22 protein-coding genes, 1 tRNA gene, 1 pseudogene and 1 other annotated feature are annotated in these 17,876 nt (G+C 57.4%); of the genes and pseudogenes, 17 read left to right on the top strand and 7 right to left on the bottom strand.

Going from position 1 to position 17,876, the window contains the following annotated elements:
* From tuf to rplL, 9 genes and pseudogenes are all read left to right on the top strand, one after another.
* Positions 1–140: pseudogene (gene tuf / locus Q0721_RS11720) on the top strand (elongation factor Tu); the annotation flags it as partial.
* 43 nt (positions 141–183) lie between these two features.
* On the top strand, positions 184–354 hold the full coding sequence (gene rpmG / locus Q0721_RS11715; RefSeq protein ID WP_054520124.1) for a 50S ribosomal protein L33: 171 nt from the start codon (positions 184–186) through the stop codon (positions 352–354).
* A gap of 55 nt (positions 355–409) precedes the next feature.
* Positions 410–483 (top strand) — tRNA-Trp (locus Q0721_RS11710).
* A gap of 63 nt (positions 484–546) precedes the next feature.
* Positions 547–885, top strand: coding sequence for a preprotein translocase subunit SecE (gene secE / locus Q0721_RS11705; RefSeq protein WP_299030154.1), 339 nt, complete (start codon positions 547–549; stop codon positions 883–885).
* A gap of 155 nt (positions 886–1,040) precedes the next feature.
* A complete protein-coding gene (nusG, locus tag Q0721_RS11700) occupies positions 1,041–1,598 on the top strand; it encodes a transcription termination/antitermination protein NusG (RefSeq protein ID WP_366519216.1) in 558 nt (185 codons plus the stop codon).
* Positions 1,599–1,676: 78 nt separating this feature from the next.
* Positions 1,677–2,102, top strand: a complete 426-nt coding sequence (rplK, locus tag Q0721_RS11695; protein WP_299030149.1) for a 50S ribosomal protein L11 — start codon at positions 1,677–1,679, stop codon at positions 2,100–2,102.
* A gap of 47 nt (positions 2,103–2,149) precedes the next feature.
* Complete coding sequence (rplA, locus tag Q0721_RS11690; protein ID WP_299030146.1) at positions 2,150–2,869, top strand: 50S ribosomal protein L1; 720 nt, start codon at positions 2,150–2,152, stop codon at positions 2,867–2,869.
* A 43-nt stretch (positions 2,870–2,912) separates the two neighbouring features.
* Positions 2,913–3,070: a sequence feature (ribosomal protein L10 leader region), on the top strand.
* A gap of 15 nt (positions 3,071–3,085) precedes the next feature.
* Positions 3,086–3,619, top strand: coding sequence for a 50S ribosomal protein L10 (gene rplJ / locus Q0721_RS11685; RefSeq protein WP_299030143.1), 534 nt, complete (start codon positions 3,086–3,088; stop codon positions 3,617–3,619).
* Positions 3,620–3,759: 140 nt separating this feature from the next.
* A complete protein-coding gene (gene rplL / locus Q0721_RS11680) occupies positions 3,760–4,146 on the top strand; it encodes a 50S ribosomal protein L7/L12 (RefSeq protein WP_366519214.1) in 387 nt (128 codons plus the stop codon).
* Positions 4,147–4,228: 82 nt separating this feature from the next.
* Here rplL and Q0721_RS11675 read toward each other — a convergent pair whose 3' ends face one another.
* From Q0721_RS11675 to Q0721_RS11660, 4 genes are all read right to left on the bottom strand, one after another.
* Entirely contained in the window at positions 4,229–5,527 is a 1,299-nt protein-coding gene (locus Q0721_RS11675) for an NAD(P)/FAD-dependent oxidoreductase (RefSeq protein WP_299030141.1), read from the bottom strand.
* A gap of 32 nt (positions 5,528–5,559) precedes the next feature.
* Positions 5,560–6,594: a lysylphosphatidylglycerol synthase transmembrane domain-containing protein gene (locus Q0721_RS11670; protein ID WP_299030138.1), complete on the bottom strand. Its 1,035-nt coding sequence runs from the start codon at positions 6,592–6,594 to the stop codon at positions 5,560–5,562.
* A 52-nt stretch (positions 6,595–6,646) separates the two neighbouring features.
* Entirely contained in the window at positions 6,647–6,784 is a 138-nt protein-coding gene (locus Q0721_RS11665; protein WP_299030135.1) for a hypothetical protein, read from the bottom strand.
* Positions 6,785–6,910: 126 nt separating this feature from the next.
* Positions 6,911–7,195 (bottom strand): FmdB family zinc ribbon protein, encoded by a 285-nt coding sequence (locus Q0721_RS11660; protein ID WP_299030133.1) that lies wholly within the window; start codon positions 7,193–7,195, stop codon positions 6,911–6,913.
* Between the two features lie 185 nt (positions 7,196–7,380).
* On the opposite strand from Q0721_RS11660, the gene Q0721_RS11655 reads away from it, so the two are divergent.
* Both Q0721_RS11655 and Q0721_RS11650 read left to right on the top strand, forming a co-directional pair.
* The gene (locus tag Q0721_RS11655; RefSeq protein WP_299030131.1) at positions 7,381–7,914 is read left to right on the top strand and encodes a hypothetical protein; all 534 of its coding nucleotides are present in this window, start codon (positions 7,381–7,383) and stop codon (positions 7,912–7,914) included.
* A 169-nt stretch (positions 7,915–8,083) separates the two neighbouring features.
* On the top strand, positions 8,084–8,458 hold the full coding sequence (locus tag Q0721_RS11650) for a nuclear transport factor 2 family protein (RefSeq protein ID WP_299030129.1): 375 nt from the start codon (positions 8,084–8,086) through the stop codon (positions 8,456–8,458).
* On the opposite strand, the gene Q0721_RS11645 is transcribed toward Q0721_RS11650, so the two are convergent.
* Entirely contained in the window at positions 8,455–9,543 is a 1,089-nt protein-coding gene (locus tag Q0721_RS11645; protein ID WP_299030126.1) for a GGDEF domain-containing protein, read from the bottom strand. The genes Q0721_RS11650 and Q0721_RS11645 overlap by 4 nt on opposite strands.
* A gap of 208 nt (positions 9,544–9,751) precedes the next feature.
* On the opposite strand from Q0721_RS11645, the gene Q0721_RS11640 reads away from it, so the two are divergent.
* Both Q0721_RS11640 and Q0721_RS11635 read left to right on the top strand, forming a co-directional pair.
* Positions 9,752–10,375 carry a response regulator gene (locus Q0721_RS11640; RefSeq protein WP_299030123.1) on the top strand — a complete coding sequence of 208 codons (624 nt, stop codon included), beginning with the start codon at positions 9,752–9,754 and terminating at the stop codon, positions 10,373–10,375.
* A gap of 46 nt (positions 10,376–10,421) precedes the next feature.
* Positions 10,422–11,264 (top strand): inositol monophosphatase family protein, encoded by an 843-nt coding sequence (locus Q0721_RS11635; RefSeq protein WP_299030120.1) that lies wholly within the window; start codon positions 10,422–10,424, stop codon positions 11,262–11,264.
* Here Q0721_RS11635 and Q0721_RS11630 read toward each other — a convergent pair.
* Positions 11,233–11,841, bottom strand: coding sequence for a nitroreductase family deazaflavin-dependent oxidoreductase (locus Q0721_RS11630; RefSeq protein ID WP_299030117.1), 609 nt, complete (start codon positions 11,839–11,841; stop codon positions 11,233–11,235). The genes Q0721_RS11635 and Q0721_RS11630 overlap by 32 nt on opposite strands.
* Before the next feature lie 181 nt (positions 11,842–12,022).
* On the opposite strand from Q0721_RS11630, the gene coaE reads away from it, so the two are divergent.
* Genes coaE through der form a run of 4 tightly spaced genes read left to right on the top strand, consistent with a single transcriptional unit; the run spans position 12,023 to position 16,723 of the window.
* Positions 12,023–13,162, top strand: a complete 1,140-nt coding sequence (coaE, locus tag Q0721_RS11625; RefSeq protein ID WP_299030114.1) for a dephospho-CoA kinase — start codon at positions 12,023–12,025, stop codon at positions 13,160–13,162.
* Positions 13,163–13,195: 33 nt separating this feature from the next.
* Positions 13,196–14,080 (top strand): diadenylate cyclase CdaA, encoded by an 885-nt coding sequence (gene cdaA, locus Q0721_RS11620; RefSeq protein ID WP_299030111.1) that lies wholly within the window; start codon positions 13,196–13,198, stop codon positions 14,078–14,080.
* A 3-nt stretch (positions 14,081–14,083) separates the two neighbouring features.
* Positions 14,084–15,346, top strand: a complete 1,263-nt coding sequence (locus Q0721_RS11615; RefSeq protein WP_299030108.1) for a CdaR family protein — start codon at positions 14,084–14,086, stop codon at positions 15,344–15,346.
* 15 nt (positions 15,347–15,361) lie between these two features.
* Complete coding sequence (gene der / locus Q0721_RS11610; RefSeq protein ID WP_299030105.1) at positions 15,362–16,723, top strand: ribosome biogenesis GTPase Der; 1,362 nt, start codon at positions 15,362–15,364, stop codon at positions 16,721–16,723.
* Here der and Q0721_RS11605 read toward each other — a convergent pair.
* A complete protein-coding gene (locus Q0721_RS11605; protein ID WP_299030102.1) occupies positions 16,720–17,844 on the bottom strand; it encodes a VIT1/CCC1 transporter family protein in 1,125 nt (374 codons plus the stop codon). The two genes, der and Q0721_RS11605, sit on opposite strands and share 4 nt — an antisense overlap.
* Between the last annotated feature and the right edge of the window lie 32 nt (positions 17,845–17,876).

Genomic DNA, 17,876 nt, shown 5'->3' with positions numbered 1-17,876 from the left:
AGATGGTGATGCCGGGCGACAACGTGAACATGGAAGTGGAGTTGATCGTGCCGGTGGCGCTGGAGCAGGGGTCGAAGTTTGCGATCCGCGAAGGTGGCTTGACCGTGGGCGCCGGCGTCATCACCAAGATTTTGGACTAGGGGTTAGGATCTGCCCGCGAGGGCTGAGTGAGGTGAGAAAAGTATGGCTTCTAAGAAGAAAGATATCCGCCTGGTGATCACGCTGGCGTGCACAGATTGCAAAGAACGCAATTACACCACCGAGAAGAATCGCCGTAACGATCCCGGGCGCTTGGAAATCAAGAAGTACTGTCCGCGGTGTCGCAAGCACACTTTGCACCGCGAGACGAAATAGCGGATTCAGGCGCGTTATAACTCAATTTTTGAGTTATAATAATACAACGCAATGCAGGCCAGTAGCTCAATTTGGCAGAGCGCCTGTCTCCAAAACAGGAGGTTGTGGGTTCGAGTCCTGCCTGGCCTGCCTCGATGAAGGGGACGCCGTCGGTAAGGTGACGGCGTCTGCCCTGAAAACAAGGAGTATGTCGTGGCTGAGAAAAAGGTGAAGTCCAAGCCCAATACCCAACCCAAGGCCGCCGTCCAGCCTGCAGTGGCTGAGAAACCGAAGGCGGTTGAGAAAGCGCGGGTCGCCGAGAAGCCCAAAGCGGCCGAGAAAGCCAAGTCGCCCGAGAAAAGCAAGCAACCGAAGGCGCTGGTGCGCTGGTGGCGTGAAACTATGGGCGAATTGCGCAAGGTGACCTGGCCAACTCCAGAGGAAGCCTGGCGTCTGACCAAGATTGTCCTGGTGGTCATGTTCGGGATGAGTCTCGTTTTGGGGTTGTTGGACTTCCTGTTCTCCTGGCTGATTCGTTTGATCTTGAGTTGAATCATTGGGTTTGAGCGAGCGTATAGGTGATGATGGTGCCAGAAGGCGAGATGACCGAGAAGAAGCGAAAATCTTCGCGACGTAAGGCCCAGGAGTCCGTGCCTGAGGTGGCTTCCGAGGTCTCTGCGAAGAGCGAAGGCAGCCGCGCATTTGCGATGGAGGGGTATGAACCTCTGGAGCAGACCAATAAGGAACGCGCCTGGTACGTGATTCATTGCTATTCGGGCTACGAAAATAAGGTGCGCCACAACCTTGAACAGCGCATTGAAACCATGGGGATGAAAGACAAGATTTTTGAGGTCATCGTCCCCACGCAGGAAGAGATTGAGGTGAAAGATGGCAAGCGGCGGGTGGTGGAGCGCCACGTCTTTCCGGGCTATGTCCTGGTCAATATGATCTTGGACGATGAGTCCTGGTTTGTAGTGCGCAATACGCCAGGGGTAACCGGGTTCGTGGGTATGGGCAACCAGCCCACGCCCTTGCGCCCAGAGGAAGTGGCGCAAATTCTCAAGCGCATGGAAGCCGAAGCGCCGCGGGTCAAGGTTACCTTCAAGGTGGGTGAACGGGTGCGTATCATTGATGGGCCGTTCAACGATTTCCGTGGCACGGTGGCGGAGATTGACCAAGAACGCAACAAAGTGCGTGTGATGGTGAACTTCTTCGGGCGCGAAACGCCGGTTGAATTAGACTTTTTGCAGGTGGAGAAGGCATAAACAACGGGCACTAGCCCGTTTTTAGTGGGAGGGTGATCCCCCAAACACCCGCTAAAACCACGAAAGGAGTTAAGTAAAGTGGCCAAGAAACTTAAAGCAGTCGTACGGTTACAATTGGTGGCGGGAAAGGCCAACCCGGCCCCGCCAGTCGGTCCTGCCCTGGCCGGGCATGGGATCAATATTATGGCATTCTGCAAAGAATACAACGCCCGCACGCAGAACCGCGCCGGAGAAGTGATCCCAGCAGAGATCAGCATCTACAGTGATGGCTCGTTTACCTTTGTGCTGAAATCGCCGCCGGCTTCGGTGCTGCTGAAGAAAGCCGCCGGGATCGAGAAAGGCTCCCCGGCCCCGAATCGGCAAAAGGTGGGCAAGGTAACCCGTGCCCAGATCCGCGAGATTGCGGAGATCAAGATGAAAGACATGAACGCCGTGGATCTGGAAGATGCCATGCGGCAGATCGAGGGCACAGCCCGCAATATGGGCATTGTCGTTGTTGACTAATCTTAGGTGGGAGGGCATTTTGCCCGTCAGGACCACGAGGAGAGACTATGGCAAAACACGGAAAGAAATACCTGGCTGCAAAAGCAAAAGTGGATGCTGGTCGCGCCTATTCACCCGAAGAGGCGCTGAAACTGGCCAAAGAAACCTCGATTACCAATTTTGATGGCACAGTAGAAGTGCATTTGCGCATGGGGCTAGACCCGCGTCAGGCGGATCAGCAGGTGCGCGATGTGGTCGTGCTCCCCCATGGGTTGGGCAAGACCGTGCGCGTGTTGGTCTTCGCCCAAGGTGAGGCTGCCACCATTGCGCAACAGGCTGGTGCCGACTACGTTGCTGATAGTGATGAGTGGATCACTAAAATTCAGAATGGCTGGACGGATTTTGACGTGGCCATCGCAACGCCGGATATGATGAGTAAGGTGGGGCGCTTGGGGCGCGTGCTTGGCCCGCGCGGTTTGATGCCGAACCCCAAGGCGGGAACAGTTGTACCTGCGGATGACCTGCCGCGCGTCATTCGCGAAGCAAAGGCCGGGCGCGTGGAGTTCCGCATGGATAAGACCGCCAACATTCACGTGCCGATCGGCAAAGTCTCGTTCGATGTGGATAAACTCTACGCTAACATGGCCGCGTTGATGGATGCCATCAAGAAAGCCAAGCCTGCGGCGGCCAAAGGGACCTACATTAAGCGCGTCACCGTGACTACCACCATGGGCCCTGGTATCCGGGTGGATCCGCTTCAGGCTCAGTCTATGGTCGTCAAGGAGTGAGGTTGAGACATAGGAGCGCGTACTGACGCACCCTGTGATTAACAATTGAGGTTGTGCTTCACCGTAGAAAGCAGGTGCCCCCTGGGGGCTTAATATCCCGCCGAGGTGAAGACCGGAAACATGTGTAAGCGTGGCTACCTTTGAGGTAGTTTCCAGGTCTTTGCCCGGCCCCTGCAGGCAAAGACCTTTATTTTTGTGGAAAGGAGGTGATATTCATTGGCCTTTACAAAGAAAGAAAAGACCCAAATGGTGGCGCGCTACGTCGAATGGATTAAGGCCAGCCAGGCAATGATCGTGCTTTCGTTCACCAAAATGAACATGAAAGAGATTGATGCCTTGCGGGCAAAGGTACGCGAGGCGGGTGGCGAGTTGCATGTGGTCAAGAACACCCTGGTCAAACTGGCGCTCCAGGAAGTGGGCTACCCGACCGATGGGCTGTTTGAGGGTTCATCCCTGGTAGGCTTTGCTTTCCAAGATGCCCCAGGCTTGGCCAAGGTGCTGAACGAGGCCGCGCGCAACTCGGAAGTTTACGCGCTTAAGGGCGGATATTTGGGCTCGCGTCGCATCACCGCCGAGCAGGTCAAAGCCCTGGCCGAACTACCGCCGTTGCCGGTCATGCGGGCGCAACTCCTGGGCGTTCTTGCCGCCCCAGCCACACGTTTGGTCCGCACGCTGGCCGAACCGGCGCGCGCCTTGGCTGCTGTGGTTAAGGCCTACTCTGAGAAAGAAGCCCAACCCACAGCCGCGTAGTGTATTGTCAATCCCAGGCGGGCGGTGGTTGTTCAGCCACCCACAGACCTGGCAAGTTGTAGGAGAGTTAACAACTAACCTGATGATGTTTTAGGGTGACACATCTTAAAACAACTAGAAACTGAAGGAGATGTATAACCATGGCTGATCTGGAAAAACTGGTCGAAGAACTGAGCCAACTAACTGTTTTGGAAGCAGCCGAACTGGTCAAGAAACTCGAGGAGAAGTGGGGCGTTTCGGCAGCGGCGCCGGTTGCGGCGGTGGCGGCCATGCCTGCCGCGGGCGCGGCTGCAGCGGCTGAACCGGTTGAGGAGAAGACCGAGTTCGACGTGGTGATCAAGGATGCCGGCCCCAAGAAGATCGAGACCATCAAGGTTATCCGCCAACTGACCAACCTGGGTCTGGTCGAGGCCAAGCAGATGGCAGAGACCGCAGGCGCCAAAGTGCTCACTGGCGTGAGCAAAGAGGTGGCGCAGGACGCCAAGGCTAAACTTGAGGCCGCTGGCGCTGTGGTTGAGGTTGTCTAAGCAATCCCACAACCCCCCAGAATCAAAAGCGGGCTACCTGGGTTCAGGAAAAGCCCGCTTTTGTTGTTTTGCGGCTCAGTTCTCAGGCGGCCAGATCGCTCAACATGAGACGGGCGGCCTGCCGGGCAATCTGCACAGCAAAATTGGTGCCCCGATCCCAGGGGTATACCTGGCTCATGCTGGCAAAATACAGGCCACGCAGAGGCGTGCGAATAGCAGGAATGTTGCGGCTGTGGTTGAGTAGAGGAATGGGCTGCGCGTAAGGGGTGCGGAAGAGCCAGGTCTCGCGCACCCAATCGGGCGAGAAGCGAGGGTTGAAGCGGGTGAGGCTAGGCAGAAAACGAGCCAGCAATTCCTCTTGGCTCAAACGGAAGTACTCATGATCTGGGTCCAGGTAATCACCGCAATAGACAATGTGATCGCCACCAAAGTGCTCAGGGGAGACAAAATTGGTATGTTCCACCAGTGCCAGAAAGGGAAAACCGGCGCGCTTGGGGAGGTTGAACCAGTAGTACCCCTCTTCCGAGAGGCGATGACGCAGTGCCAGCACTAACGCAACCGCGCCCATGCTTTTCAGGCGCAGTAGGCCGTCCAGATAGTTCCCGGGCAAATCCGGAGCAAGGCGGGCCAGAATGGAAGGCCCCACCGTCACCAGACAGGCGGCAACGTCCTCGTGCCTGCCGCCAGGCAGTTCCAGGGTCAGGCCACCTGCGGGATGAGGCCGAATCTGCTCAACCGGCGTGTTCAGATGCAAGATCACCCCTCGCTCTTGCAAGTGGGCGGCAAAAGCATCCGCGAAAGCCTGGAAGCCCCCTTCAAAGGTGCCCAGCCGGGTCGTCCGGGCTTTGAGGCGCGCCCAAAACCAGGCCATGTTGACCTCGGTGTAGTGGGGGCCGAACTTGCCTACCAGCAACGGTTCATAGAGGATGCTGTAGAGCCGTGCACCGTAGTATTTACGCAGCCAGGCATCGGCTGTGTATTGCTCCAGGGGTTGCCAGGGAGCCAAGTAGCGCAGGTAAGCCGTCACCAGGCCAAAACGGGCCTTATCCAGAAGGGTGAAGCCGGGGAAGAGCAAAGCAGCCAAAGGGGAATCTAGGGGATAGAAACGTTCGTTGTAATAAACCACCGTTTTAGGGCGGGGGAAGATGACCTTGTCCTGCCACCCTAATTCGCGGATGAGGCCCAGCATGTCGCGATCGCTCTGGAACCAGTGGTGGTAAAAACGCTCGACCGACCAGGACCAATGTGGCGCTTTGAAACCCGCCGAAAGTCCTCCCACATAGTCGGCGGCCTCAAAGATGGTTACTTCATAACCAGCCTTGCGCAGGTCATAGGCTGCCGCCAGTCCGCCAAAGCCTGCGCCGATGATTGCAATCTTCATAACCGGAGTTCCTCGCCTAGATGAGATGATCTTCAGATGGTAGCCTGACGTTCACCGCGCATTTGTTCCACTTCCTTGCCCCAGCGCAATGGTTGCCGCAGGTAATAGTAAAACCCCAATGCAGTAATCGGCAACCACAGGGCAGCGTGTAGCACCAAAGTATAGCCAGCGGCCACCTCACCCGGTATGCCGTAAGCCACAAGCAGGGCAATGCCCGGTGCATCGAATGTGCCCACGTATCCTGGCGCCGAGGGCAGAGTCGTTGCCAGATTGACAATGCCGTTCATCAGCATCAGGGCAAAGAAAGAAACTTCAAATGAAAAGGCGTGCATGACAAACCAATATTTGCCTGTCTCGAGCAGCCAGATAATCACGGTGGTGACAAAAATCATCAGGGCTTCCAGCGGGGAACGCAGGGCCTCCAATCCGCTGAGGAAGCGCAGTGCCAGATCGAGCACGCGCGTGCGCAAGCGCAGCGGGAGTAGGTGGTTGACCCACCAGGTGAGCAACCGCTCGGCCGGCTTAGGAAACATGGCCGCCAGTAGAAAAGCCAGGAGGGCCCCCACGAAAATGGCCGTTCCCCACAGCGCCACGTCTCGAATGCTCAACGCACCGATCACCCCTGAGCCGTGTGTCAGACGCGCCAGTTCGGCCAGATTGAGGAACACAAAGGCCAACATGACCACCCCGTCATAGATGCGTTCGACGATGATGGTAGCCAGGGAGGCAGAGATAGGCACACCCTCGCGCTGCTTGAGCACGGCGGCGCGCAGGACTTCGCCCGCGCGGGCGGGGTAAATGTTGTTGCCCATGTAGCCGATAGCCACAATGGGGAACATGACGCGGGTGGGGATAGGCTTGAGCGGGCGCAAGAGATAATGCCAGCGCCAGGCGCGCACCCACACGCCGAGAAAGTACACTGCCACGCCGGGCAAGATCCAGATGTAAGCGGCTCGTTTAACCGTTTGCCACACCAGGGGTAGGTGGAGGTTGCGCAGCGCTAGGGTTAGAAAGACTAGGCTGATAACCAGCCCAAGCCAAAATTGCCAGCGTTTGAGGATGTTCATGCCGTGGCTTGTTCCAATTCTGCGAGGTGGGGTGGGTGGCCCGGCAATTCGCTTAGAACTGTACAACGGCGGTAATAATCATGGCCAGGATGATCATCACCGCTAACGCAGCAAAGACATATTGCTGGAATCGCAGGCGCCGCTGTTCAGCCTCTTTGCGCGAAAGTTTCGGGCGTGGTTTGGATCCCATGGTGACCTCCAACTGGCCTTGATTCTACCCCAAAATTATGACTCACGGGCAGGCGAAACGGTAGGAAATGAAAAGACCCGGGCGCATCCGGGTCTAGAGGAAGCGGATAGAATGTAAGTCTCGGAATTAGTCGTTGGTGTTGCTGGCGCTGCCGGTTGGGCTGCTTTCTGCCGTGCTCTCGGACGTCTTGCTCTCGCTGTGATGGGACGAGGAACGGCCTGCTCCGGAGGGCGAGCGATGATCGGTAGCGTAAAACCCTGAACCCTTGAAAATGATGCCCACCGGCGCATAGACCTTGTGCAGGGATTTCTTCCCGCACTCCGGACACCAGGTCAAAGGCGCGTCGGAAAAGCGTTGGTTGCGTTCAAATTGAACTCCACAATTGTCGCACCGATAGGTATAGACCGGCATACGCTCACCTCCTTAAAAAGGCCAGTCAAGAAACACCCTAACACAGGCCTAAATTGTAAGACGTTTGAGCCAGATTGACAAGGTTTTTAACATTGCGGTTGCTTTACAGATGAAACTCAAACATCCGCTTGAGCGTCTATAGAACAGATAATTTCAGTCCAAGTTAACCATTCAGGAGGTAGGCAATGTCTCGAATTTACTTTGGGCTTGCTTTGGCGGGTCTATTGGCGGTGCTGATTAATGCTTGTGCTCCTTCAACGCCAGCTACCGAACCCACTCTGATCTCGACGGCGGTCCATGCCTCTCTAGTGACCGATACCCCACAAGCGCCTACTGCAACACCTACTGCGACAACTGCAGTATGGAAAATAACGCCTTCTGTGGTTGTGGTTTACGATGCAGAGCGCTGGACATTTGATGACACACAAAACCAATTAGTGTGGCGAGGGTCGCCAGCGTGTATCTTGGCCCAGAACATCGGGCGAGGTGTGCCTGAGAACTGGCAGATCACTGAAACGGAAATAACATTAGGTGCGCAAACAGTCCTGCGCCGACACTTCATTGATGCTGAGGGTCGTGTTCAGTTTCTGGTATATCATCTGAAAGGGTTAGATTATCTTGAAAGTGAGGGCGTGTTGCTCTTGGTCCCTCCCACGGATTGGGAAACCTGCGCCGCAGAGGCAGAAAATGTGCTAGCACAGGTGCGAGAAGCATCGTGAAAGGAAGCGACGTGCTGGAATTAGGGCAAAAAATGCCCCAGATTTAGGCCCTGGGTTTCTTTATCCATGCTTCGGGCTATAATGAGCCCAGGAGATCGCTCTACACACCATAGGATCTGGATCCATCTTGAGCGGATTGCCCCACGGTTAATCTACGGGAGGGTCTTCCATGAGAATGGCACAAGTAGAAGCAGCCACACGCCTAGTGCTGGCGTTCAACGAAGCTTTCAACCGACAGGATATCAAGGCCATGATGGCCTTGATGAGTGAGGATGTGGTGTTTGAAAATACCAGTCCGGCCCCAGACGGCGCCGTTTATCGGGGTAAAGAAGCCGTTACTCGCTTTTGGGAGGAGTTCTTCCGTCAATCTCCCCAGGCCCACATTGAGATTGAAGAGATTTTTGGAATGGGCTTTCGCTGCGTCATGCGCTGGCGTTATACGTGGGTGGATGCAAGCGGCATACCGGGGCACGTTCGCGGTGTGGATATTTATCGCATCAAGCAAGATCACATCTGCGAGAAACTTTCCTACGTGAAAGGCTAGGGCGCTTCCCACTCTACCCGATTGCGCCCGTTGTGTTTGGCGCGATACAACGCCAGGTCGGCGCGCTTGATCAGATTGATGGGAGTATCCTGCTCGCAACTCAGGGTGACCCCGAACGAAGCCGTTACTGGAATGCCCTGACTGAATTCAAAGGCTTCTACTGCCTCGCGCAGGCGGTGTGCCAGGTGGAGGGCGCTGTGTGCCTCTTCCTCAGTCGTCAGGATTAGAAATTCCTCGCCGCCCCAACGTCCGAGCACATCACCAGCGCGGATTTGGTGTTGCAGGCATTCGCCCACCTGGCACAAAATGGCATCGCCGCTTTCGTGCCCGAAGGTGTCGTTGATGAGTTTGAAGTGATCAATGTCAATCAGGATCACGGTGAAAGGTTTGCGGCGGGTAAGATGCTCTTCTAGCAAGTGGTTCAGGCCGCGGCGGTTCGGCAACTGGGTCAGACTATCAGTGTGTGCTATCCGATGCATCTGATTGGCCGCTAGCAAGGTCTGATTGAACTCGTCTTTGGTGCGGGCGAGGACGAAAAGCAGAAAGGAAAGCCCGGCAATGCGCACTTCCAGTCGCAGGAACTCGATCCCAGGCAGGCTAGGGCCATCCCAGAAGCGCCACAAGCCAAGCGCTGAGGTGGCCACTAGGAGCAACAGGCTTAACTCCAGCGCCAGTCGACGCGGTAGGGCGATATAGCCGATCACCAAGATGAAAACGAAGACCCAATAAACGGCTTCGACCTCGGCCCAAACCCCGTTAAGGTCTTGGGTGAAGAACAGCAGGTACACCAATTTGCTCAAGAAAAGCAGGCTGATGATGAAGAGTACCGTGCGTTCGATCCATGCCAGGGGAATGCGCGGCCAGAGTAAGGCAGCACTCCAGGCCAGGCCGGCCAAGATCAGCAGGGGATAAACGATGGCGATGAAAGGGTTATCGGCGTGGTGCTGCCACCAAACGGCCAGGATGGATGGAATGCCTGCAAGGCTGACTACCAGGTAAAAGTAGCGCCGTCGGCGTTCCCAACGCCGGGTGATCTCAGCAGGGTTTTCGGTGGAAGTATTGGGGGCAGAGGAGTCGCTCAGCAATGATGGATGTCCATAGCGTTTTTATTGTTGCTATTATCGCATAAGGATAAGGCTCTATGCAAGACAAGATAAAGATGATGTAAAAAGTAATCAATATGTTGAGGAGCCCTATGGCTAAGACTCCCTCAGGACTCACATTGCAGAATTGTAAGGTGCATTTGCGGCAGGATGCTTGCTCCTGTGCTCAAAGCAGGCTAGAATAGATGGCATGAATATCCCCTATGGTCCCATTCTGATTGTCGAAGACAATCCCAATGTGCGTGAGTTACTCGAGGTAACTCTGCACTTCAAGGGTTACCCAGTAGTGGCGGTGGAGAACGGGCAGGCAGCGTTGGAGTTTATTGCTCACGAGCATCCGGCGCTTATTGTGACCGACATCCTCATGCCAAAGATGGATGGGTTTGCCTTGGTGCATACCCTGCGTAAAGATCCCCGCACCACGCGCATCCCGGTCATTTTTATCTCCGCTACTTATATCACCCCGGAGGACAAGGCCTTTGCCATGAGTCTGGGGGCAGTGCGCTTCATTGAAAAACCCATCGATACAGAGGACTTTTTGCTCACCGTGGCAGAGGTGCTGACCCAAGATCTGGCCATCGCACCGCCACCGCTGGATGACCTGGAATTCTACCGCGGTTACCGCGAGCGCCTAGAGTACAAATTGCGTCACAAGCAGATGCAAATTGCGCGCATCGAGCGCCTGCTCCAGACTTTGCCTGAGGAACAGCGCCCAGCATTTGAGTTGCTGCGGACACGTACCTTGGAAGACCGCGATCAAATCCAGAGCGAACTCAATCAACTGTACCGCATTTTGGGTGAACAGGAGCGCTGATCCGCTACCAGTTCACCCCAACTTATACTATTTTATGAGGTAAAACATGTCGAGGCTTCCGAACGTGGAAGAGGTGATTGCCTGGGCACGCGAGGCCGGTAACCTTCTGCTGGAGGGGTTGGGCCGCGCCCATGAGGTTCGTTATAAGGGATTGACCGATCCCGTCACCGAGATGGATCGCGCCTCTGAGGCGCTCCTAATTCAGCGTATCCGCGCCGCTTTTCCTGAGCACATGATCATTACGGAGGAGAGCGGTGTCCTAGGCGAAGGGGAAGCGGCCTACTGGTACATTGACCCCCTGGATGGCACAGTCAATTATGCCCACGGCCTGCCCATTTTTGCCGTCTCTGTGGCTTATGTGGAGGCCGGGGTGCCCCAGCTGGGGGTGGTTCTGGACCCAAGCCGGGATGAATGTTTCTACGCGGTGCGTGGCCAGGGCGCCTATCTGAACGGTCGGCCTCTGCGTCCAGCGGAGACGGCAGATTTGATACACAGCCTGCTGGTAACGGGCTTCCCTTATGATATGAGTGGGCGCGAGCCGGACAATCTGGATCTGTATGCCCATTTTGCCCGTCGTAGCCAGGGAGTACGCCGTTTAGGCTCAGCGGCACTGGACCTGTGCTATGTAGCAGCCGGGCGACTAGACGGTTACTGGGAAATGGGCGTGGCACCCTGGGATATTGCCGCTGGGATGGTCATTGCCGAAGAGGCAGGGGTGGTGGTGACGCGTCTCACCGGTGAGCCGGATCCCTTGCGTCCACCGTGCAGCCTGCTGGCGGCCAACCCGCGGCTCTATCCTCACTTGTTGGCGGAGATTCGCGCCGTTCAGGGCCTCTCGCAGGCCGTCTCAGCCGAGATCACACGCGGCGACGGCCGCGGCGTGCTCTAAGCCACACCCACAGCGTGATCAGCGGCCACACCCACGCCAGGTCACCTGGGCCGTGAGTTCCGGTGCGCGGGGCCACCCGACGCAGGCGGATGACCCGATAGGGGGCGGTGTGGGATGAAAGGGGCGTTTCATCTTCCCGAGGAGAGGGGGCCCCGAAGAGTCGCGCGATGAGGCCGCCGGACGTCCGTACGGCTTTGAGGGCTTCCTCACGCAGGACAGGTTCGACAATCTCCTCAGCTAGGCCTACCCACCAGCCATCGGGCAACCACAGCTCGACCTGTGGATTGGCAAGCAGATTGCGGTACCAGTCACTGGTGGGACCAAAGCCCGTAACACAGTAAATCTCCCCGTTCAGCAGGGCATAATTAAGCGGGGTTAAATGGCGCTTTCCGCTCTTACGTCCGCTGTGGACGAGGATCAGAATACGTCCGCTCAGGGCGGGCCAGAAATTGAACCACGGGCCTAGCCCTAACCGCCACAATAGAACAATCAATGCGTTGAGACGGCGCAAAAGACGCGCCGGCAGTGCGGAGGGCCTACGCTTTACGGAGTTGGCCTTTGGGGTTGTCTCCATCATAAAGTTATTGTACCTGTTTTTGGACTTTCTTTCACTTAACAATGGGCAATTTTTCACTTTGACATTCTGAGCGGGGAAGGCTAAAATCAGGCATGAAAACGCTTGGAGAGGGGGGCCGGGGTGGGGTTGCCATCCCTGTAAGGGCATGGGTGCGCTGCCCAGGGAGGTTGTGAGAAAAGCCGTGAGTCAGTGGTCTGGAAAATATGTCATCGGATTGACCGGTAATATTGCCACCGGTAAAAGCGTCGTACGGCGCATGCTGGAGCATTTGGGCGCCTACGGTATTGACGCCGATGCCCTCGCACACCGCGCCATCGCGCGCGGTGCTCCAGGGTACCAGCCGGTGGTGGAGCTCTTCGGGCGTTATATTCTCGGCCCAGATGGGGAGATCGATCGGCGCCGCCTAGGCAAAATCGTTTTTAGCGATCCGGTTGCATTGGCCAGCTTGGAACGCATTGTCCATCCCTTAGTGTCCCAGGCTATTGATTTTCTGGTTCGCCGGGTCAGCCAGCCGGTTGTGGTCATCGAGGCGATTAAACTGGTAGAGGCCAACCTGCACTATGCCTGTGATAGTTTATGGGTGGTCTATGCACCGGTGGAAGTACAATTGGCACGCCTGATGCGCAATCGTGGTCTAAGCGAGGCTGAAGCCCGTCAACGCATAGCCGCGCAGCCTCCCCAGGAGCAGAAGATGGCCCTCGCGGATGTGATCATCCGCAATGCTGGCTCATTTGAGGAAACCTGGAAGCAGGTGGTGGTAGCTTGGCGGCGCCTAGTGCCGGTTGCTGAAGCAGGCCCCCTGGCTACGGAAGCGGTGAGCGCGGACCAGATGACATTGGAAGTGGTGCGTGGGCGCCCGCGGGATGCGGCTCAGATTGCCGCGCTGATCAATCGCCTGCGCCCGGCAAACCCACCCCTCACGGCAGATGACATCATGGCAGCGTTTGGCGAAAAAGCGTTCTTGCTACTACGGGCCGGCAAAACCCTACAAGGGGTGATGGGCTGGCAGGTTGAGAATCTGGTGGCGCGCACCACGGATATCCTGCTTGAACCGGGTCTGCCCTTGAAGTCGGCGCTTGTGCGGTTAATTCAAGAGATGGAACGCGCTTCGAAAGATTTGCAATGCGAGGCTTCATTGATTTTTGTGGCGCCAGAATTGGCGCGGCAGGATCTCATTTGGCATGAACTGGGTTATACGCCTACCCTGCCCGAGCGGTTGGAAGCCCTGGCTTGGCAGGAAGCAGCCCGCGAATCCATGCCGCCGGGAACAGTGTTGTTGTTCAAGAAACTGCGCCAGGAGCGCATCCTGCGTCCGATTTAGGGCGGTGGATAATGGGTGAGGAAAAGGGTTGCCATGCCAGATATCTTGGGTGAACTGCTCTTCATCTTCCAGCGCTTCAACTGGCTGAGCGCCCTTGACCTATTTCTGGTGACCCTGGTGTTTTTTGGTATCCTCATGCTACTGCGGGATACCCAGGCCCTGGTGTTGATGCGGGGTGTGCTCTTGCTGATTGTCTCGCTCAGCCTGGTGACCAGCCTGATAGACCTACCGGCCTTCTCATGGCTCATTCGCACTGCCCTGCCAATGCTGGTGCTGGCGATCCCAGTCATTTTTGCGCCGGAGATACGGCGCGGATTGGAGCGCCTAGGGCGGGCGGGCTCGGCGCAGGGCTGGCTCTGGCGTGCCCCGAGTTCGACTGAGGGGGTGCAACGTACCATCCGGGCAGTGGTAAGCGCGTGTGCGCGTCTTTCGGCGCGCCAGCACGGCGCCCTAATTATCTTTCAGCGAGGTGATAGTCTGGAGGAGTATGCCCGTACGGGGGTGCCCCTCAATGCAGAGGTGACTGCAGAACTGCTTCTCCAAATTTTCTACCCCAACACCCCGCTCCACGATGGGGCGGTGATCATCGCCGATCAACGTATTGTGGCGGCCGCCTGCGTGATGCCGCTTTCCTCTAGCGGTATCCTTAATCATTCGCCAGAGCGCCAGATGGGTCTGCGCCATCGCGCCGCGTTGGGCACCTCAGAGGCCACGGACGCGGTGGCGGTGGTGGTATCTGAAGAGACGGGGGCGATTTCGGTGGCGCATGGTGGGCGCATCATCCGCCGCCTAGATGCCGAGCGCCTGGAGAACATCCTGTTGGCGTTCTACCAGCCGGTGCAGCCTTCGCGGAACTTGCTGGATATGATTCGGGCTGCGCGGCGACCCGCCCCCACCCGGCCACGCAAGGAGGACTGAGCCATGGTTGGCAACTGGCTACGACGTATCTGGCGCATGGTGCCGGCGTTTATGACGGCTTTTCTGTTGGCGCTGGCGGTGTGGGTCTCGGCGGTAACGGCGAACGATCCCAATGAGGAAGCCGTTTACCCTCGTCCGATTCCAATTACCGCAGTAGGCAAAGATCCCAACCTGATCCTAAGCCCAGAAGATTTGAACAGTGTGACTCTGACTCTGCGTGCGCCACGCTCGTTGTGGAATGCCCTGACCAGCGAGCCGCAGGTCGTGCGCGCGGTGGTGGATTTGACCGGGCTACCGCCCGGAACGCATACGGTACCAGTGCAGATTCAAATTGCCCTGCGCCCAGTGCGGGTTGTCGCTTATTCCCCCAAAACGGTGACCCTAACGCTAGAACGCCTTGAATCGCGCGAGATGCCGATCCGACTGGTGGTCAATGGTACGCCTGCGGGCGGTTTTAGCGCCGAGCCCCCGGTGCTAAATCGGGAAACGGTGGTGATAAGTGGCCCGGAATCTCGTGTCAATAAGGTGGCCGAGGTGCAAGCCGTGTTGGATATCAACGGGGCTAGCGAGAGCCTGAGCCGTACCCTCCCCCTCCAGGCGTTAGATGCGAATGGCAACCCGGTCAGTGGGCTGGCGCTGGTGCCGGATCGGGTGACGGTGAATGTGACCATCCGTCAGCGTTTTGGCTACCGCAATGTGGTGGTCAAGGTGGTGCTGCAAGGGCAGGTGGCCAGTGGCTATCGCCTGACCAATATTGCCGTTTTTCCGCCGGTGATTACCGTGTTCTCGGAGGATCCCCAGCGTGTGACGGATTTGCCCGGTTATATCGAAACCGTCCCCGTGGATATCACGAACGCTAAAGATGACCTGGATGTCCTGGTGCCGCTCAACCTGCCGCCGGGAATCTCAGTGGTAGGAGATCAGATCCAGGTACTGGTGCGGGTTGGGGTGGCGGCCATCGAGAGTAGCGTCACCTTGCCTAACCTGCGCGTGGAGGTTAGCGGGCTGGCGCCGGGCTACACGGCTACTGTATCTCCAGAGGCATTGACGGTGATCCTTAGCGGGCCGGTTGCGTTGCTGGACCGATTACAGCCGGGCGATGTACGGGTAGTAGTCAACGTGCAGGGTCTGCCGCCTGGAACGCACCAGGTTATGCCGACCGTTGAGGTCTTGCTAAGCGATCTGCGGGTAGAATCTATTCAGCCGGAGACGGTCGAGGTGGTGATCGGGCGTGCTTCGGCCTTGACCCCCACTCGCCGACCCTGAGATGGAGGAGATGTCATGCCGAAACCCTTGGTAGCCCTGGTGGGTCGCCCGAATGTGGGCAAGAGCACGCTGTTCAACCGCCTGGTGGGTGAGCCCCTAGCGATTGTGGATGGCGTCCCCGGCACCACGCGAGACCGTCTGATTGCCGAGGCCGAGTGGACAGGGCACCCCTTCCTGGTGGTAGATACCGGCGGTATTGACCCGCGGGTGGGCGGTGAGCGCCCCCTTTCGCTTGGTTCGGCGGAGTATATTGAGCAGATTCGGGCACAAGCCGAGATGGCGATCGAAGAGGCAGATGTGGTGCTCTTTCTGGTGGATGCCAGCAGTGGCGTAACCCCTGCCGATATGGAGGTGGCCAATTTGCTGCGGCGCAAGCAACGCATCCTTGAGGGAAAACCCCATCCACCAGTGCTTTTGGTGGTCAACAAGGCTGATAACGAGAACCTGCGCCAGCAGGCAGCGCAGTTTTATGAGTTGGGGTTAGGTGAACCGTATGCTGTTTCAGCACTGCATGGGCTGGGGATCGGGGATTTATTGGATGAAGTGGTGGCACATTTCCCGCCGGCAGTGGAAACCGAAGAAGAGGAGGCGGTCAAAATTGCCATTGTGGGGCGGCCCAACGTGGGTAAATCCAGCCTGCTTAACCGCCTGGTAGGCGAAGAGCGCGCCATCGTCAGCCCAATTGCCGGGACTACTCGCGATGCCATTGATACCCCAATAGAGTATCAGGGGATGCGGATTGTGTTAATTGACACGGCTGGTATCCGTCGCCGCGGGCGCATTGAACCGGGGGTGGAGAAGTACAGCGTCCTGCGCACGTTGCGCGCCATCGAACGCTGCGATGTGGCGTTGTTGATGCTAGATGCCACCACCGGTATCACCGCCCAGGATGCACACATCGCCGGGTATATTCTGGAAGCCAACAAAAGCGTGGTTGTCCTGGTCAACAAGTGGGATGCGGTGCCCAAAGACTCCCAGACCATGCAAGAATACACCCGGCGCATCCGTCAGGAATTGAATTTCATGGATTATGTGCCCATTCTGTTCATTTCGGCCAAAACCGGCCAACGGGTGGATCAGGTGCTGCCGCTGGCGCTCAAGGTGCAGGAAGAGCGCCTGGCACGTCTGCCCACCGCGCATCTCAACCGTATTTTGCAGGCAGCCCAGGATGCCCACACTCCCACCTCGCGCACGGGCAAAAGCCTGCGCATCTACTACGGCACCCAGGTACGTAGCGACCCGCCCACCTTTCTAATCTACGTTAACGATCCTAGGTTGGCGCATTTTACTTACTTGCGCTATTTGGAAAACTGCATTCGGCGCGAATATCCTTTTACTGGGACGCCGATTCGCCTGGTGCTCAAGCCGCGCCGTTAGCCGGCAATCCCTACGCCGATCAGCCGCCCAATACCAAAGGTCACTGCAGCCGCCAGCAAGCCGAAGATGACCATGCGCAAGCCAGAATAGAGCACGCTGCGTCCAGTGAAGAGGGTGATGACCGCTCCCAGACCGAAAAGCGCCAAAATGCTGAAGAGGATGCTGGCAATGACGGCGCTGAATCCGCTGAAAAAGGCAAAGGGTAGCACCGGGAAGATGGCGCCCAGTGCGAACAAGACGAACGACGTCAGCGCTGCTTCCCAAGCCGAGCCGCCCAATTCCTCGGGATCAACGCCGAGTTCCTCGCGCGCCAGGGTATCCAGGGCGTTCTGCGGATCGGCTAAGATTTGCGCAGCCAGCGCCTGTGCCTGCGCGCGGTCTAAGCCGCGTGCCTCATAAATCAGTGCCAACTCTTCCATTTCTTCTTCCGGGGCTTGTTTGATCTCCTCGCCCTCAATTTTGATCTGGTGGCCATAAAGTTCTCGAGCGCTCTGCACTGAGAGCCACTCGCCCAGCGCCATGGAGATGGCGCCAGCCAGTAACCCGGCCAGACCGGTGATGAGCACAGTGCGGTTATCCAAGGCTGCCCCGGCCACACCCATCACCAGACTGAGGTTGGAGACCAAACCATCGTTGGCGCCGAGGACAGCGGCACGCAGAGCATTACCACCGGTGGCGCGGTGGCGGCCTTCCAGTTGTGCCAGAGCGCTGCCCGAGAGACCTCCACGGGCGAGGCGAGTCAGTTGCCCTAGGACGAGAGCGTGTCCCTGTTCCTGGCGACTCATGGCCGCTGGGGCACCTTGCTGGATATAACCGCTGGCGCCGCCGCGCTCCATAGCCTGCAGAGAGGGCAAGATGAGAGACGGGCCAAAGCGCTGGGCTAGCCAGAGCAGAATGCGCGTGCGCAGAGGAGGATGAAACAAAGGCACCTGACCACCGGCAGCGCGGATACGCTCCGCCCAGGTCTCGGCGTGGCGTAGTTCGGTTTCAGCCATCCGGCGATAGATCTCGCGCAGGCGTTCATCACTCTCGTGCTCGGCCAAGGTTTGGTAGATTAGCGCGCTGTTACGTTCATCTAGGTAGTTTTCGATCAGGGTGCGGAGGGGCAGGGAAGCGTTCATTTTTCGAAACCCTCATAAAAGGAATAGGTGCA

This window comes from uncultured Thermanaerothrix sp., assembly GCF_938028735.1.
GTDB lineage: Bacteria > Chloroflexota > Anaerolineae > Anaerolineales > Anaerolineaceae > Thermanaerothrix.
This window is presented reverse-complemented; position numbering and strand designations above follow the sequence as displayed.

Bases quoted from the DNA above. Each gene is read 5' to 3' on its own strand.
- Q0721_RS11615 (WP_299030108.1), top strand. From the start codon at position 14,084: ATGGTTGGCAACTGGCTACGACGTATCTGGCGCATGGTGCCGGCGTTT.
- Q0721_RS11630 (WP_299030117.1), bottom strand. From the start codon at position 11,841: ATGATGGAGACAACCCCAAAGGCCAACTCCGTAAAGCGTAGGCCCTCC.
- nusG (WP_366519216.1), top strand. From the start codon at position 1,041: ATGGAGGGGTATGAACCTCTGGAGCAGACCAATAAGGAACGCGCCTGG.
- Q0721_RS11655 (WP_299030131.1), top strand. From the start codon at position 7,381: ATGTCTCGAATTTACTTTGGGCTTGCTTTGGCGGGTCTATTGGCGGTG.
- Q0721_RS11640 (WP_299030123.1), top strand. From the start codon at position 9,752: ATGAATATCCCCTATGGTCCCATTCTGATTGTCGAAGACAATCCCAAT.
- der (WP_299030105.1), top strand. From the start codon at position 15,362: ATGCCGAAACCCTTGGTAGCCCTGGTGGGTCGCCCGAATGTGGGCAAG.
- Q0721_RS11660 (WP_299030133.1), bottom strand. From the start codon at position 7,195: ATGCCGGTCTATACCTATCGGTGCGACAATTGTGGAGTTCAATTTGAA.
- cdaA (WP_299030111.1), top strand. From the start codon at position 13,196: ATGCCAGATATCTTGGGTGAACTGCTCTTCATCTTCCAGCGCTTCAAC.
- Q0721_RS11650 (WP_299030129.1), top strand. From the start codon at position 8,084: ATGAGAATGGCACAAGTAGAAGCAGCCACACGCCTAGTGCTGGCGTTC.
- Q0721_RS11670 (WP_299030138.1), bottom strand. From the start codon at position 6,594: ATGAACATCCTCAAACGCTGGCAATTTTGGCTTGGGCTGGTTATCAGC.
- rpmG (WP_054520124.1), top strand. From the start codon at position 184: ATGGCTTCTAAGAAGAAAGATATCCGCCTGGTGATCACGCTGGCGTGC.
- Q0721_RS11675 (WP_299030141.1), bottom strand. From the start codon at position 5,527: ATGAAGATTGCAATCATCGGCGCAGGCTTTGGCGGACTGGCGGCAGCC.
- rplA (WP_299030146.1), top strand. From the start codon at position 2,150: ATGGCAAAACACGGAAAGAAATACCTGGCTGCAAAAGCAAAAGTGGAT.
- rplL (WP_366519214.1), top strand. From the start codon at position 3,760: ATGGCTGATCTGGAAAAACTGGTCGAAGAACTGAGCCAACTAACTGTT.
- Q0721_RS11605 (WP_299030102.1), bottom strand. From the start codon at position 17,844: ATGAACGCTTCCCTGCCCCTCCGCACCCTGATCGAAAACTACCTAGAT.
- Q0721_RS11665 (WP_299030135.1), bottom strand. From the start codon at position 6,784: ATGGGATCCAAACCACGCCCGAAACTTTCGCGCAAAGAGGCTGAACAG.
- Q0721_RS11635 (WP_299030120.1), top strand. From the start codon at position 10,422: ATGTCGAGGCTTCCGAACGTGGAAGAGGTGATTGCCTGGGCACGCGAG.